The organism is Cellulomonas sp. URHB0016 (assembly GCF_054057935.1).
Genome location: NZ_JBSRZU010000001.1, coordinates 1,176,101 through 1,189,498, shown reverse-complemented (window position 1 = coordinate 1,189,498; position 13,398 = coordinate 1,176,101). Strand labels below are relative to the sequence as shown.

The following is a 13,398-nucleotide window of genomic DNA, read 5'->3' as shown; positions in this document are numbered from 1 at the left end:
ACCTGGGTCACACGAGGACAAAGCGGATCGCGCGCCGGATCGATGGCCTAGGGTGACCTGCTGTGATCGCACCCGACAGGCTCGTCCGATGGTGCCGTCGACGACTTCGAGCGTCGGGCGGAGCCGGACGAGGCGCCCGCACGATCGGCGTCCTGGCGGTGGTCGCGCTGGTCAGTCTCGGTGTCGGGATCTGGGTCAGCCACCTGGTCGTCTCGCCGGCGCAGGCGGCCGCGGACGCCGCTCCACCCGCGGCAGGGCCGGTCACGGTCCCCGTCGAGCGTCGGGTGATCACCAACCAGGTCGTGCTCCGCGGTGACGCGGTCTACGACGACCCGGTGGACGTCCGCGTCGAGACGGGAGAGGTCGACGGGCCCGCGGTGGTGACGGGGCGCGTCCCGGCCGTCGGGGACACGTTCGAGGCGGGCGGCGTCGCCCTCGAGGTGGTCGGCCGGCCGGTCCTCGTCCTGCCCGGCGCGCTCCCCACCTACCGCACGCTGCGCGCCGGCGTGAGCGGACCCGACGTCGCGCAGCTCAAGGCGGCGCTGGCCCAGCTCGGCATCAGCTCGGGACCGCCGAGCTCCACCACGTACGACGCGTCCACCGCCGCGGCCGTCGAGGAGCTGTACCGGCGGGTCGGGTACGAGCCTCCGCAGCCCTCCGACGAGGCGGACGACCAGCTCAAGGCCGCCACGGCGGCGGTGCGCGACACCACGGACGCCCTCGGCCAGGCCCAGCGCGCCCTCACGGCAGCGAGCGGCGGGCAGCGGGCCTCCGAGATCATCGAGCTCGACACCGCGGTCGCCGTCGCACGCCAGGAGCTCACCGACGCCACGCAGGCCTGCGCGTCGCCTGCACCGGCGCCCACGGACACCGGCGGACGGGGAACCGAGTGCAGCGCGAGCGCGCTCCTCAGCGCGCAAGGGGCGCTCGACGCCGCGGTCGCGCGGCGCACCGAGGCGGATGCCGGTCCGGACCTGTCCGACCAGAAGGCGGCCGTCACCTCGGCGGAACGCGCGCTGAGCGACGCCAAGGCGGACCTCGCTGACGCCCAGGCCGCGGTGCTCACGGCACTGCCGGCGAGCGAGATCGTGTTCCTGCCCTCGCTCCCGCGCCGGGTCGACACCGTCGACGTCAAGGTCGGCGGCATCCTCGACGGCAAGGCCCTGACCGTCTCGGGTGCGAGCCTCGCGGTCGTCGCGTCGGCCGATCCACGGGACGCGGACCTGCTCACCGTGGGTGGTCCGGCCGTGATCACGCTGGACGGCAGCGACATCGCCGCCACCGTGACGGACGTGGTGGCGAAGGTGGCCGTGCCGACCGCGACGAGCACCAAGGAGGCGACCGGCGACCAGCAGCCGACGACGGACCGCGAGGACCCCGGTGCGTCGACGGCCTCCTCGGGAGGTGGCCACGGCTACGTCGTGCGGCTGGCACCCGTGGCACCCACCGCCGACCAGCTCGCCGCGCTGCGCGGCGCGAACGTCCGGGTCACCGTCCCGGTGGGCTCGAGCGACGGCGAGGTGCTCGCCGTCCCGCTCAGCGCCCTCACCTCCGGGCCCGGCGGCGAGTCGCGCGTCGAGCTCATGCGGGCCGACGGGTCCACCCATCTCGTCACGGTGCAGCTGGGCCTCGCGGCGGACGGCTATGCCGAGATCACGAGGTCGCAGGAGGCGCTGGACGCAGGTGACCTCGTCGTGGTCGGGGAGGGCCCGGCAGGCGGCAGGTCGGGCTCGGCCAAGGAGCCGACGGGATGACGCTGCTCGACCCGGCGCTCGGCGGCCCGGTCGCCGAGCAGAGGTCCGCGGTGATCGAGCTGGTCGGCCTCACGCGGTCGTTTCCCGGGGTGCCTCCGGTCGTCGCGCTCCACGACGTGGACCTGACGGTCCTGGCGGGCGACTACCTCTCCATCGTGGGCGCCTCCGGGTCGGGCAAGTCGACGCTGCTGCACATCCTGGGCCTCCTCGACCGTCCGACGTCGGGCGAGTACCTGCTCGACGGGCTCCCTACCAGCGGCGTCGACGAGCGAGAGCGCTCGGCGCTGCGCGGTGGACGGATCGGCTTCGTGTTCCAGGCGTTCCACCTGCTGCCGCGACGGACGGTGCTCGACAACGTCCTCCTCGCCACCGTGTACAGCGGCGTCCCGCGGGCCGAGCGCCGTGCGCGTGCGCTCGAGGCGCTCGACCGGGTCCACCTGTCGCACCGCACCGACTTCCTGCCGACCGTCCTCTCGGGCGGTGAACGTCAACGGGTCGCGGTGGCCCGCGCCGTGGTCGCCTCCCCTGACGTCCTCCTGGCGGACGAGCCCACGGGCAACCTCGACACGACGAACACCGCGGACGTGCTCGACCTCTTCGACGAGCTCCACGCGGACGGCCTGACGCTCGTCGTCATCACGCACGACAGCGCGGTCTCGGCACGCGCCCACCGCCGGGTCCTGATCTCCGACGGCCGCCTCACGGCGCTCCCGTGACCGGCGTCCGGCGACGGGCTCGCGCGCGGGACCTCGTGCCGCCCGGCACCGGGAGGCGGCCGCGCCGGGAGGACCGGTTCACCGTCGGCGACCTGCTCGCCGAGGCGGCGCACGGCGTCGCCGCCAGGCCGGGGCGGCTCGCACTGACGATCCTCGGGACGGTCCTGGGCATCGCGTCCGTCGTGGTCACCGTGGGCCTGGCGCAGACGGCGGCAGGTCAGATCGACCGGCAGTTCGACGCGGTGGCCGCCACCCAGGTGGTCGTCGAGCCCGCTCGCTCCACCGACGCGTCGGGCCAGGAGCGCACGCTCGGGGTCCTGCCGTGGGACGGGGCGGACCGCGTCGAGCGGCTCGCCGGCGTCAAGGCTGCCGCCACGCTCGCCGAGGTCACCACGGGCGACGACCTCGTCACCGCCGTGCGGGTGTCCGACCCCTCGCAGCCCGAGCCGCCACCGATCCCCGTCTTCGCGACGTCTCCGGACCTGCTCGCGGCGCTGCACGGCTCGCTCGTCGCAGGACGTTACTTCGACCGGGGTCACGACGAGCGCGCGGACCGCGTGGTGGTGCTCGGAGCCCGTGCCGCCGAGCTGCTGCACGTGGTGCGGCTCGACAGCCAGCCCTCGGTGTTCATCGGGGACCGGTCGTACACGGTGATGGGCGTGGTGGACGGCCTGCAGCGCCGCGGCGAGCTCCGCGACGCGGTGCTGATGCCACAGGGGACCGCGCGCGCGGACTTCGGCCTGGCGGCTCCGGAGCAGCTGCAGGTGACCATCGCGGTGGGCGCCGGGGCAGTGGTCGGCCGCCAGGCACCTGTGGCGCTGGACCCCGGCGACCCGGGCGCCTTCGCGGTGCAGGTGCCGCCGTCCGCGTCCAAGGTCCGGGAGAACGTGCAGGCGGACGTCAGCGCGATCTTCCTCGCGCTCGGGGCGGTCGCGCTGCTGATCGGCGGCCTCGGTATCGCCAACGTGACGCTCCTGTCGGTGACCGAGCGGGTCGGGGAGATCGGGCTGCGACGTGCCCTGGGGGCGACCCGTCGCGACATCGGCACGCAGTTCGTCGTGGAGTCGTCCGTCATCGGGCTGCTCGGTGGGTTGATCGGCGTCGCGCTCGGCGTGGCCGTCGTCGTCGCGGTGTCCGTCGCGCGGTCGTGGACGCCGCTCCTGGACCTGCGGGTCGTCGCACTGGCCGCCGTCACCGGCGGCGTCGTCGGCCTGCTCGCCGGCATCTACCCCGCGCTGAAGGCCGCGTCGACGGAACCCATCACCGCGCTCCGGGGCGGGGTCTAGGAGATCGGCCCACCCTGGCCCCGGCGGTGCGCCCGGGCCAGGGGTGCCGCCGGTGTCAGGAGCGACGCGTCGGGCACACGACGCCCACGCACTGCGGGGAGCTGCCGTTGGCCCGGGCGGTGTTCCCGCCGAGGTCGACGACGCCGGGCGCGTAGATGCCCCAGCCCGTGTTGGAGATGGCCGTGTTGCCGCCCAGGCTCGTCTGGCCGTCACCCGTCTCGATGCGGATCCCGTCACCGTTGAGCCGGAACACGTTGTCCTGCAGGACGGCCGTCTGGTCCGAGGGCGGGGCCACCGAGAGGAACCCGACGCCGTTGGTGCGGAAGGTGTTGCCGGTGAGGGTGCCCGAGCTCTCGTCGAAGGACACGGCGGTGGTGTTGTCGGCGAACGTGTTGCCGGTGAGGGTGAAGGTGTTGACGTACCCGGCGCCCTGGACGGCGACGTCGCTCCCCTTGAACACGCTGTCGGCGACCGTCGCGCTGCTCATGAACCTGAGGGAGAGCGCCCGGTCGTTGTCGTAGAACTTCGTGCGCTGGACGTCGGCGTTCCCCTCGACGACCTTGATGCCGTCGCCGCTGCGCTCGACGACCGAGTCCGCGAGGGTGAGACCCGACGAGTCCACGACGACGGCCACGTCGTTGTCCGACAGGCGCGTGCGGCTGACGTCGACGTTCGTGAACCACTGCGCGGCCATGCCGTAGCCGTTGTGCGTGAACCGGGAACGCGTGACGACGTGGTGCTTGCCGTAGTGGCCCTGCCCGATGTCGCCCGACGCGTCGAGGCCCGTCCCGTTGCCGTCGAACGTGACGTTGTCGACGGACACGTCGCCCTCGGAACCGCGGTCGTCGCTCCCGACCGTCTGGACGCCCGCCCCCCACCCGGCGAGGGTGCCGTTGCGGATCGTCACCGTGCCGAAGACCGGGACGCCGATGCCGACGCCGCTGCCGGGGCCTCGCACGGTGTGACCGGCAAGGTTGAGGTCCACACCCGCCGTCAGCACGAGCGCGGGCCCGGGCGCAGGACACGTGAGGTCCTCCCGGAGCGAGGTGCTGACCGTGAGGGTCGACCCGCAGGTCAGCGGCGACCGTGCCTCGGCGGGGGATGCGACGAGCACCGCCACCGTCACGACGGCGAAGCAGGACAGGACGGCAGGCACGCGCATGAAGGACCCCCTGGTCGTCGGCCCGACACGACGGCGAGCCTGTGGGCAGGGTCCTGCACTCCGTGTCGGACAACAACCGTTTCGTCCCGTGATCGGGGGTGAACTTGTGGTGCGCGCCACCCGGTCGAAGGTCCGGGCGTTCAGCCGAGCAGGCCGCGCATCCACGCCTCGACGGCGTCCGGCTCGCGCGGGAGCGCCGCGGACAGGTTCTCGTTGCCGTCGGCCGTCACCAGCACGTCGTCCTCGATCCGCACGCCGATGCCCCGGTACTCCTCGGGGACGAGCAGGTCGTCCGACTTGAAGTACAGGCCCGGCTCGATGGTGAACACCATGCCCGGCTCGAGGATGCCGTCGAGGTAGAGCTCGGCCCGGGCCTGCGCGCAGTCGTGCACGTCCAGGCCGAGGTGGTGGCTCGTGCCGTGCACCATCCAGCGCCGGTGGTGCTGGTTCTCGGGCAGCAGCGACTGCGCCGCGGTGACCGGGAGCAGGCCCCACTCCTCGAGCCGTGCGGCGATGACCTCCATCGCGGCGGCGTGTACCTCGCGGAACCTCGTGCCCGGCTTCGCGACCTCGAACGCGGCGTCCGCCGCGTCGAGCACCGCCTGGTAGACGCGGCGCTGGACCTCCGTGAACGAGCCGTCCACGGGCAGCGTCCGTGTCAGGTCGGCGGTGTAGAGGCTGTCGACCTCGACGCCCGCGTCCACGAGGACGAGCTCGCCGGCCCGCACCGGGCCGTCGTTGTCGATCCAGTGCAGCGTCGTGGCGTGGTCGCCGGCGGCGGCGATCGTCTCGTAGCCGACCGCGTTGCCCTCCTGACGGGCGTGCCCGACGAACGCGCCCTCGATGACGCGCTCACCGCGTGCGTGCGCCTGCGCGGCGGGCAGCGCCCGCACGATCTTCTCGAAGCCCTCGATCGTGGTGTCGACGGCGAGCCGCAGCTGCTCGAGCTCGTGCGCGTCCTTGACGAGCCGCAGCTCGGACAGCGTCTCCGCCAGTGCAGCGTCGCGCTCGCCCGTCGCCTCGGCGGCGCGGATCTCCTCGATGACGGCCTCGACGGTCTCGTCCACGTCCGGGACGACGAGGATGTGGACACCGTCGACGCCGACGTCCTTGGCCAGGGCGTCCCGCAGGTCGTCGAGGTGCGCGGTCCGGATGCCGGTCGTGGCCTCGACGTCCTCCAGCGTGGGCCGCGCGCCCACCCAGAACTCCCCGTAGCGGGAGTCGGAGAAGAACTCCTCGGTGTCCCGGCCGGCCAGCGGACGCAGGTAGAGGACCGCGCGGTGGGCGCTGCCGTCGTCCCCGGTCCCGTCCTCGACGGGGTGCAGCACGAGCACGGCGTCCGGCTCCTGCTCCATGCCGAGGCCGGTCAGGTGCGCGAACGCCGAGTGGGGCCGGAACCGGTAGTCGGTGTCGTTGGACCGGACCTTGAACGTGCCCGCGGGCACGACGAGACGCTCGCCCGGGAACCTCGCCGACAGGGCCGAACGCCTGGCCGCCGTGTGGTCGGCAGCGGGGCTGCGGGTCGCCGTCGACGCAGGTCGTTCCGCCCACCCCGACGTGACGAAACGGAGGAACTCCGCCGACCCCGGTCGCTGGGACCGGTTGCTCCCGCGGTCCGCGAGCGGCTGCTCGGTCGTGGTCTGCGGGTCGGGCGTCGTGTCCGAGATCATCGGCCCAGTCTCGCACCGGGGCGCGCCGACGTCCGGCCGGCGACCGGCTGCCGCGACGGGCGGATACGTTGGCCGGATGCTGATCGACCTGCACACCCACTCGACGGCGTCCGACGGCACGCAGGCGCCCGCCGACGTCGTGCTGTCCGCCGGACGGGCCGGGCTCGACGTCGTCGCGCTCACCGACCACGACACGACGGCCGGCTGGGACGAGGCCACCGAGGCCGCCCTGCTCGCGGGCGTCGCGCTGGTCCGCGGCACCGAGGTGTCCGCCCGGTCGAGGGGCATCAGCGTGCACCTGCTGTCGTACCTGCAGGACCCCGAGCACCCGGCCCTGCTGACCGAGCTCGACAAGACCCGCGACGCCCGCCTGCACCGCGCCCGCGCGATCGTCGAGCTGATCGCCGTCGACTACCCGCTGACGTGGGACGACGTCCTCGCGCAGGCGAAGGACGCGGTCGTCGTCGGCCGGCCGCACATCGCCGACGCGCTCGTCGCCCGGGGGATCGTGCCCGACCGTGACGCCGCGTTCGCGCGACTGCTGCGGGCCGACGGGCCGTACCACGTGCCGCACTACGCGCCGGCGGCCCCCGACGCCGTGCGGGCGATCCGGGCCGCCGGGGGGGTGCCCGTGTTCGCGCACCCCGGCGCCGACGCACGGGGCCGGATCGTCCCCGACGCGGTGTTCGACGAGCTCGCTGCGGCGGGTCTCGGCGGCCTCGAGGTCCACCACCGCGACCACTCGCCGGAGCAACGGGCCCGGCTCACCGGGATCGCGGACCGGCTCGGGCTGCTCGTGACCGGCTCCAGCGACTACCACGGCGCCGGCAAGTCCAACCGGCTGGGAGAGAACCTCACGGAGCCCTCGGTGCTGGCAGCCATCGAGGAGCAAGGGGCAATGGACGTGATCAGGCCGTGAACGTCGTCCTGGACGTACAGCTGTTCATCTCGGTCTTCATCACCCTGTTCGTCATCATGGACCCGCCCGGCACCGTGCCCATCTTCCTCGGCCTGACCGGTGCGATGACCCGGGTGCAGCGCAACCACGCCGCCCGGCAGGCGATCCTCGTGGCGTTCGGCGTCATCGTGTCGTTCGCCGTGTTCGGGCAGCAGCTGCTCAGCTACATGCACATCTCGCTGGCCGCGCTGCAGGCGTCGGGCGGGCTGCTGCTCCTCGTCGTCGCGATGGAGCTGCTCACCGGCAAGATGGAGGAGCCTCAGCCGTCCGGCAACGCCAAGGTCAACGTGGCCCTGGTACCGCTCGGCACCCCGCTGCTCGCCGGACCCGGGGCGATCGTCGCGACCATGGTGTTCGTCAAGCAGGCCGACGGGTCCCGCGCCGACTGGGTGGCCATCGCCCTCGGCGTCGTCGCCGTGCACGTGTGCCTCTACGTCGTCATGCGGTTCGCGAACGTGGTGCACCGGGTGCTCAAGGACTCCGGCACCATCCTCGTCACCCGGATCGCCGGCCTGCTGCTCGCAGCGATCGCGGTGCAGCTGGTCGCGGACGCCGTCGAGGCCTTCATCGAGAGCGCCTGAGCCGGGCCCGAGCGGGCGCGCCGGAGCGGCTGCGCCGGAGCGGACGCCGACGGGGTGGGTGCGCCGGAGCGGACGCCGACGGGGTGGGCCGTGCAGAGGACCCACCCCGTCGTCGCCGCCGACACCCGGTCGGCGCGGTCGTCAGTCCTGGGCCGGAGCTGCGGGAGCGCCGTCGTCCCCCGCGGGACGGCCGCCGCGCGTGCGACGACGGCTGCGGCTGCGACGCGGGCCGGCGGAGTCCTGCCCGCCGTCGCCGGCCGGGGCGGCCGACGGACCGGTGGACGGGACCGTCGTCGCGCCGGCGCCGGGCGCCACCGCGCCCTGCTCCGTCGTGGTGGGCGCACCCTCGCCGTTGCCACCGCCGCGTCCGCCACGACGACGTCGCCCACCGTCACGGGGCGCGTCACCGGCAGCACCGTCACGGGCCCCGGTGCGGGGCGCGCCGCCCGGCGTGCGGCCGCCGCCCGAGGACGCGCGGTCGCCGCTGCCCCGGCCGCCTGCGCCGCCGCCGCGCTTGCCGGTCTCGCCCAGGTCCTCGAGCACCTCCGCGCCGAGCCCTGCGCGCGTCTGCTGCGCCTTGGGCAGGCGGCCCTTGATGCCCTCGGGGATGTCGAGCTCGGCATACACGTGCGGCGAGCTGGAGTAGGACTCGACGGGCTCGGGCTTGCCGAGCCCCAGGGCCTTGTCGATGAGGCCCCAGCGCGGCATGTCGTCCCAGTCGACGAACGTCACGGCCGTGCCCTTGTTCCCGGCGCGGCCCGTGCGGCCCGTGCGGTGCAAATACGTCTTCTCGTCCTCGGGGCACTGGTAGTTGATGACGTGGGTGACGTCCTCGACATCGATGCCTCGGGCCGCGACGTCCGTGGCCACCAGGACGTCGACCTTGCCGTGCCGGAAGGCGCGCAGCGCCTGCTCACGGGCGCCCTGGCCGAGGTCGCCGTGCAGCGCACCTGCCGCGAAGCCGCGCTCGACGAGGTCGTCGGCGACCTTCGCCGCCGTCCTCTTGGTCCGGGCGAACACGATGGTCAGGCCACGGCCGCGGGCCTGCAGGATGCGGGCGAGCAGCTCGACCTTGTCGAGCGCGTGGGCGCGGTAGACGACCTGGGTGATGTTCTTGACGGTCTGGCCGTCGTCGTCCGGGTCGGCCGCGCGGATGTGCGTCGGCTGCGTCATGTACCGACGGGCCATGGCGACGACCGCGCCCGGCATGGTCGCCGAGAACAGCATGGTGTGCCGGGACGCCGGGGTGGCCGCCAGCAGCGTCTCGACGTCCGGCAGGAAGCCGAGGTCCAGCATCTCGTCGGCCTCGTCGAGCACCACGGTGCGGACGCGCGACAGGTCCAGGTGACGCTGCTTGAGGAGGTCGATCATGCGCCCGGGGGTGCCGACGACGACCTCGACCCCCTTGTTCAGCGCATCGACCTGCGGCTCGTACGCCCGGCCGCCGTACACCTGCACGACGCGCACCGACCGGCGGGCCGACGCGGTCGCGAGGTCGCCGGCGACCTGGACCGCGAGCTCACGGGTCGGCACGACGACGAGCGCCTGCGGCTTGCCCGGCTGGGGGAGGGTGTCGTACCCGTCCTCACCGGGCGCCATGACCGCGTTGAGGAGCGGGACACCGAAGCCGAGGGTCTTGCCCGTACCGGTCTTCGCCTGGCCGATGATGTCGTGCCGCGACAGGGCCACGGGCAGCGTCATCGCCTGGATCGGGAACGGGTGGCTGATGCCGGCGTCGGCGAGCGCCTGGACGATCTCGGGCCGCACGTCGAAGTCGGCGAACGACGCGTCGACGGCCTGCACCGACGAGTACGTGTTCTTGAGCGGGCGGGTCATCGGCTCGGCGAGGGCCGACGCGGCGGACGACTCCTCGGGCACGGCAGTACTGGTGGTCTCTGTGGTCACGATCGACTCTTCACTGCGAGAGGTGGTGTGCCGCGCGCTGTCCGGGGCCGACGAAGGTCGGAGGCGTCCCGGGCGACAGCGGTCGTCACCACGTGAGTGGCCGGCAGCCGATCGTGAAAGTCCCCCCGCGAGCGACTCCGGACCCGTGTCCGGGGCTGCGCGGGATGGTCGTTGAACCGGGGACGACGTCCCCACCGTGACGACCGGGCAACCGATGTACCCGTACAGGGTATCCGACGGGCAGGTCGGACCGGTGGGAGGGTCGCGCGAGTCACACGGCGTCACCCCACCGGACCATCGGGCGGGCGCCCGCGGGACGGTGGCGGTCTACGATCTTCGGATGACGACGAACGCACGTCCCGGTGTCACCGGTGCCACCGACACCCCCGTCGCCACCACCTCCGAGCCGGACGCGATCGAGCTCCTGGGCCTCGTCGCGCAGCTCGAGGACGTCGCGTTCGCCCGCCTCGCGGCCGACGCGGCCGAGGCCCCCACCACGGAGCAGCGGCTGGAGCTCAGCCGGTTCGCCGCCGCTGCCGTGGCCCGGCGCGACCGGGTGCTCGGGCGGATCGCGGAGCTCGGTGCCGACCCCGTCGGCACCCTGCGGCAGTTCGACCACGTGCTCGACGACTTCGACGCCCGCACCCAGCCGAGCACCTGGTGGGAACGGCTGCTCAAGGCGTACGTCGGCTACGGCGTGGCCGACGACTTCTGCCGGCTCGCCGCCGAAGGCCTCGATCCCGAGTCCCGCCAGGTCGTGCTCGAGGTGCTCGACGACGCCTCGCACGCGGAGCTCGCGGTCGCCGAGCTCGACGCCGCCGGCGCCGACGACGGTGTCCTGTCCGCCCGCCTCGCGCTGTGGGGCCGTCGGCTCGTGGGGGAGGCGCTCGGTGTCGTGCAGCGGCTGCTCGTGCAGCGCCCCGCGCTCGTCCGGCTCGTCAGCGAGGGCTCGGCCGCCGAGCCGGCGGCCTCGCCCGCGGTGAATGCGGGCACGGACGCGGTGCCGGTCCCGGCGAACGCGCCGACCAAGCTGTTCGGCGAGCTGACCGCGCAGCACACCCGTCGGATGTCCCGGCTCGGCCTGACCGCCTGAGGCGCCTCGACCCCCTGCGGCCCCTGGCCGCCCTGGCTGCCTGACAGCCGGAGTCGACGGGCAGCGCCGGCAGGCGACGGGCGACGGAACACCGACGCCGTCGGGCGCCGACAGCGGACGAGCCCGCGCCGACCGGACGGTCGACGCGGGCTCGTGGTCCGGTCTGATGACCGGGGAGGCTCAGATGGACCCGAAGCCGACGCGCCCCTTGGCCTCCGAGCCGATCTCCACGTAGCCGATCGTGGCGGTCGGCACGATGATCCTGCGGCCGCGCGAGTCCTCGAGCTCGAGCGCGGGCCGGCCGCTGAGCGCAGCGGCGACGGCTGCGGCGACCTCGTCGCCGGTCTGCTCGACCTCCAGGACGATCTCCCGCGTCAGGTTCTGCACGCCGATCGTGATCTCCAACGTCATTCTTCCTCGTCCCCTTCGCGGTCGTCGGGCGCCGGTCCATCGACCAGGGACGCCTCCAGGTGATCCTAGGCGTCCTCGTAGACGAAGTCCGGCCGGACCAGACCGGCGACACCACCCCACGCCAGCTCCGCCACGAGGTCGGCGGTGCCTTCGGCGTCGACACCGGACGCGCTGCGGAAGCGGTGCGTGGCTGCGCCCTGCGCCATCGCGATGAGGGAGACGGAGAGAGTGGCCGACGCCTCGGGAGCCAGGCCGGTGACCTGGCCGAGGACCCCGGCGATGCGCCGCGAGGCCTCGAACGACGCGTGCTCGACCCGGGCGCGCACGTCCGCGTCGTGGGTCACGTCGGACTCGAACAGCAGCGCGGACGACTCGCCGGCCACCTCGACGAACATGATGTAGGCGCGGACGACGGCCGACACGACGGCGCGGCCGTCACCGCGACGGACCGGCCCGTGCTCGATGGGCTCGACGGCGCTCTCCACCGCGGCCAGCAGGTCCGCGCCGCACTGGTCGACGACCGCGAGGTACAGGTCGAGCTTGGAGGGGAAGTGCCGGTACAGCACCGGCTTGCTGACCTGGGCCTGGTCGGCGATGTCGTCCATCGACACGTGGTGGAAGCCCTCGGTGGCGAACAGGTCCTGGGCGATCCGCAGCACCTGGGCGCGACGCTCGTCCCGGCCCATGCGCGGGTTGCGTGCCCGTGGGGGTGACTCGTCCGTCCCGGTCATCCCGGCATGGTAGCCACGCCGTGTGTCATCGATGGCACCATGTCCGGGTGACACCCCCCCACGTCCCCCGGATGCACGAGCCGAAGCCGGTCCACGGACGCCGCCGCGCGTCCCGACCGGTCCGCGCGGCACGGCGACGCCCCGCTGCGGGGACGGCGCGACGCCTCGTCGGTGCGCTGACGGTCGGCGTGGTCGGTCTGGTCGCCGGCTCCGTGACCGCCCTCAGCGCGTCGACCGGGTCCCCGGTGGCCGCCCTCGACGCGGTCGTGGGCCGCGTCTCCGGCCTCAGGGCGCTGCCCGCCGCCCAGGCGCCGGCGCCGTCAGCCGCGCTGGTGGAGCGGGCCGAGGCGGCGAGCCGGTCGGATGCTCGTCGGCTGCCGGTCGAGAGCGACAGCTTCGTGCTCGACGGCCCCACCCCGCCTGCGCTCGCTCCCGGACCAACGGTCGCCGCGGATCCGGTGGTCGTCGCGCTGCCCCCCGGCCTCACGGAGGCGGACGTCGCCTCGGGGCTCCTCGCCGCGGACGTGCCGGAGTCGGCCACCGGCACCTTCACCGTGGTGCCGGGCTCGGACCCCGGTCCCGGCGCGGGGCAGGTCCGCACGGTCCGGGTGGAGGTGGAGGACGGGCTCGCCGTCGACGGCGAGGCGTTCGCCGCGACCGTCATGGCCACGCTCAACGATCCTCGCGGCTGGGGCCACGACGGCTCCCTGTCGTTCGCCCGCACGGACGGCGACGCCGAGCTCCGTGTCATGCTCGCGTCACCGACCAGCGTGGACGCGCTGTGCGCACCCCTGCAGACCGAGGGGGAGGTGTCGTGCGGGAGGGCCGGGCACGCGGTGCTCAACCTCCGTCGATGGGTCCTGGCGACGGACGAGTACGCGCAGGACAAGACCGCTTACCGGAGCTACCTGGTGAACCACGAGGTCGGGCACCTGCTAGGCCACGGGCACGAGAAGTGCCCGGCGGACGGGGTCGTCGCCTCCGTGATGCAGCAGCAGTCCTACAAGGTGGCGCCGTGCCTGCCGAACCCGTGGCCGTTCCCCTGAGCCCGAGGATCGACCCGACCTGACGTCGCACCGACGTGGGGCTCGCCGGAGCGCGAGGTCCCACGGTCGTGTGGGTGGTCCGTGA

Annotated in this window: 12 protein-coding genes; 7 read left to right on the top strand and 5 right to left on the bottom strand. The window is 73.8% G+C overall.

The window, feature by feature from the left end:
* Window positions 1–62 precede the first annotated feature (62 nt).
* The 3 genes from ACVW07_RS05560 to ACVW07_RS05550 are packed head-to-tail and all read left to right on the top strand — an operon-like array spanning window position 63 to window position 3,756.
* Window positions 63–1,754 carry a hypothetical protein gene (locus tag ACVW07_RS05560; RefSeq protein WP_456818276.1) on the top strand — a complete coding sequence of 564 codons (1,692 nt, stop codon included), beginning with the start codon at window positions 63–65 and terminating at the stop codon, window positions 1,752–1,754.
* Entirely contained in the window at window positions 1,751–2,470 is a 720-nt protein-coding gene (locus ACVW07_RS05555; RefSeq protein ID WP_456818275.1) for an ABC transporter ATP-binding protein, read from the top strand. Before ACVW07_RS05560 ends, ACVW07_RS05555 begins: the two co-directional genes overlap by 4 nt.
* Window positions 2,467–3,756, top strand: coding sequence for an ABC transporter permease (locus ACVW07_RS05550; protein ID WP_456818274.1), 1,290 nt, complete (start codon window positions 2,467–2,469; stop codon window positions 3,754–3,756). Before ACVW07_RS05555 ends, ACVW07_RS05550 begins: the two co-directional genes overlap by 4 nt.
* A gap of 55 nt (window positions 3,757–3,811) precedes the next feature.
* Here the strand turns inward: ACVW07_RS05550 and ACVW07_RS05545 are convergent, their stop codons facing one another.
* Together ACVW07_RS05545 and ACVW07_RS05540 are read right to left on the bottom strand one after the other, a co-directional pair.
* Entirely contained in the window at window positions 3,812–4,918 is a 1,107-nt protein-coding gene (locus ACVW07_RS05545) for a right-handed parallel beta-helix repeat-containing protein (RefSeq protein WP_456818273.1), read from the bottom strand.
* A gap of 140 nt (window positions 4,919–5,058) precedes the next feature.
* Window positions 5,059–6,588, bottom strand: coding sequence for an aminopeptidase P family protein (locus tag ACVW07_RS05540; RefSeq protein WP_456818272.1), 1,530 nt, complete (start codon window positions 6,586–6,588; stop codon window positions 5,059–5,061).
* Window positions 6,589–6,664: 76 nt separating this feature from the next.
* Here ACVW07_RS05540 and ACVW07_RS05535 point away from each other — a divergent pair, with 76 nt between their 5' ends.
* Both ACVW07_RS05535 and ACVW07_RS05530 read left to right on the top strand, forming a co-directional pair.
* Complete coding sequence (locus ACVW07_RS05535) at window positions 6,665–7,507, top strand: PHP domain-containing protein (protein WP_456818271.1); 843 nt, start codon at window positions 6,665–6,667, stop codon at window positions 7,505–7,507.
* A complete protein-coding gene (locus ACVW07_RS05530) occupies window positions 7,504–8,127 on the top strand; it encodes a MarC family protein (protein ID WP_456818270.1) in 624 nt (207 codons plus the stop codon). Before ACVW07_RS05535 ends, ACVW07_RS05530 begins: the two co-directional genes overlap by 4 nt.
* 141 nt (window positions 8,128–8,268) lie before the next feature.
* Here the strand turns inward: ACVW07_RS05530 and ACVW07_RS05525 are convergent, their stop codons facing one another.
* Window positions 8,269–9,963: a DEAD/DEAH box helicase gene (locus tag ACVW07_RS05525; protein WP_456821033.1), complete on the bottom strand. Its 1,695-nt coding sequence runs from the start codon at window positions 9,961–9,963 to the stop codon at window positions 8,269–8,271.
* Between the two features lie 409 nt (window positions 9,964–10,372).
* Between ACVW07_RS05525 and ACVW07_RS05520 the strand changes: the two genes are divergently transcribed.
* Window positions 10,373–11,125: a ferritin-like fold-containing protein gene (locus ACVW07_RS05520; protein WP_456818269.1), complete on the top strand. Its 753-nt coding sequence runs from the start codon at window positions 10,373–10,375 to the stop codon at window positions 11,123–11,125.
* 180 nt (window positions 11,126–11,305) lie between these two features.
* Here the strand turns inward: ACVW07_RS05520 and ACVW07_RS05515 are convergent, their stop codons facing one another.
* Together ACVW07_RS05515 and ACVW07_RS05510 are read right to left on the bottom strand one after the other, a co-directional pair.
* Window positions 11,306–11,530 (bottom strand): DUF3107 domain-containing protein, encoded by a 225-nt coding sequence (locus ACVW07_RS05515; RefSeq protein ID WP_456821032.1) that lies wholly within the window; start codon window positions 11,528–11,530, stop codon window positions 11,306–11,308.
* A gap of 71 nt (window positions 11,531–11,601) precedes the next feature.
* On the bottom strand, window positions 11,602–12,267 hold the full coding sequence (locus tag ACVW07_RS05510) for a TetR/AcrR family transcriptional regulator (protein ID WP_456818268.1): 666 nt from the start codon (window positions 12,265–12,267) through the stop codon (window positions 11,602–11,604).
* Between the two features lie 47 nt (window positions 12,268–12,314).
* Between ACVW07_RS05510 and ACVW07_RS05505 the strand changes: the two genes are divergently transcribed.
* On the top strand, window positions 12,315–13,313 hold the full coding sequence (locus ACVW07_RS05505; RefSeq protein WP_456818267.1) for a DUF3152 domain-containing protein: 999 nt from the start codon (window positions 12,315–12,317) through the stop codon (window positions 13,311–13,313).
* The last annotated feature ends 85 nt before the right edge of the window (window positions 13,314–13,398 follow it).

Coding starts and splice junctions, on each gene's coding strand:
- ACVW07_RS05555 (WP_456818275.1), top strand. CDS start 1,751: ATGACGCTGCTCGACCCGGCGCTCGGCGGCCCGGTCGCCGAGCAGAGG.
- ACVW07_RS05545 (WP_456818273.1), bottom strand. CDS start 4,918: ATGCGCGTGCCTGCCGTCCTGTCCTGCTTCGCCGTCGTGACGGTGGCG.
- ACVW07_RS05540 (WP_456818272.1), bottom strand. CDS start 6,588: ATGATCTCGGACACGACGCCCGACCCGCAGACCACGACCGAGCAGCCG.
- ACVW07_RS05535 (WP_456818271.1), top strand. CDS start 6,665: ATGCTGATCGACCTGCACACCCACTCGACGGCGTCCGACGGCACGCAG.
- ACVW07_RS05525 (WP_456821033.1), bottom strand. CDS start 9,963: ATGACCCGCCCGCTCAAGAACACGTACTCGTCGGTGCAGGCCGTCGAC.
- ACVW07_RS05520 (WP_456818269.1), top strand. CDS start 10,373: ATGACGACGAACGCACGTCCCGGTGTCACCGGTGCCACCGACACCCCC.
- ACVW07_RS05510 (WP_456818268.1), bottom strand. CDS start 12,267: ATGACCGGGACGGACGAGTCACCCCCACGGGCACGCAACCCGCGCATG.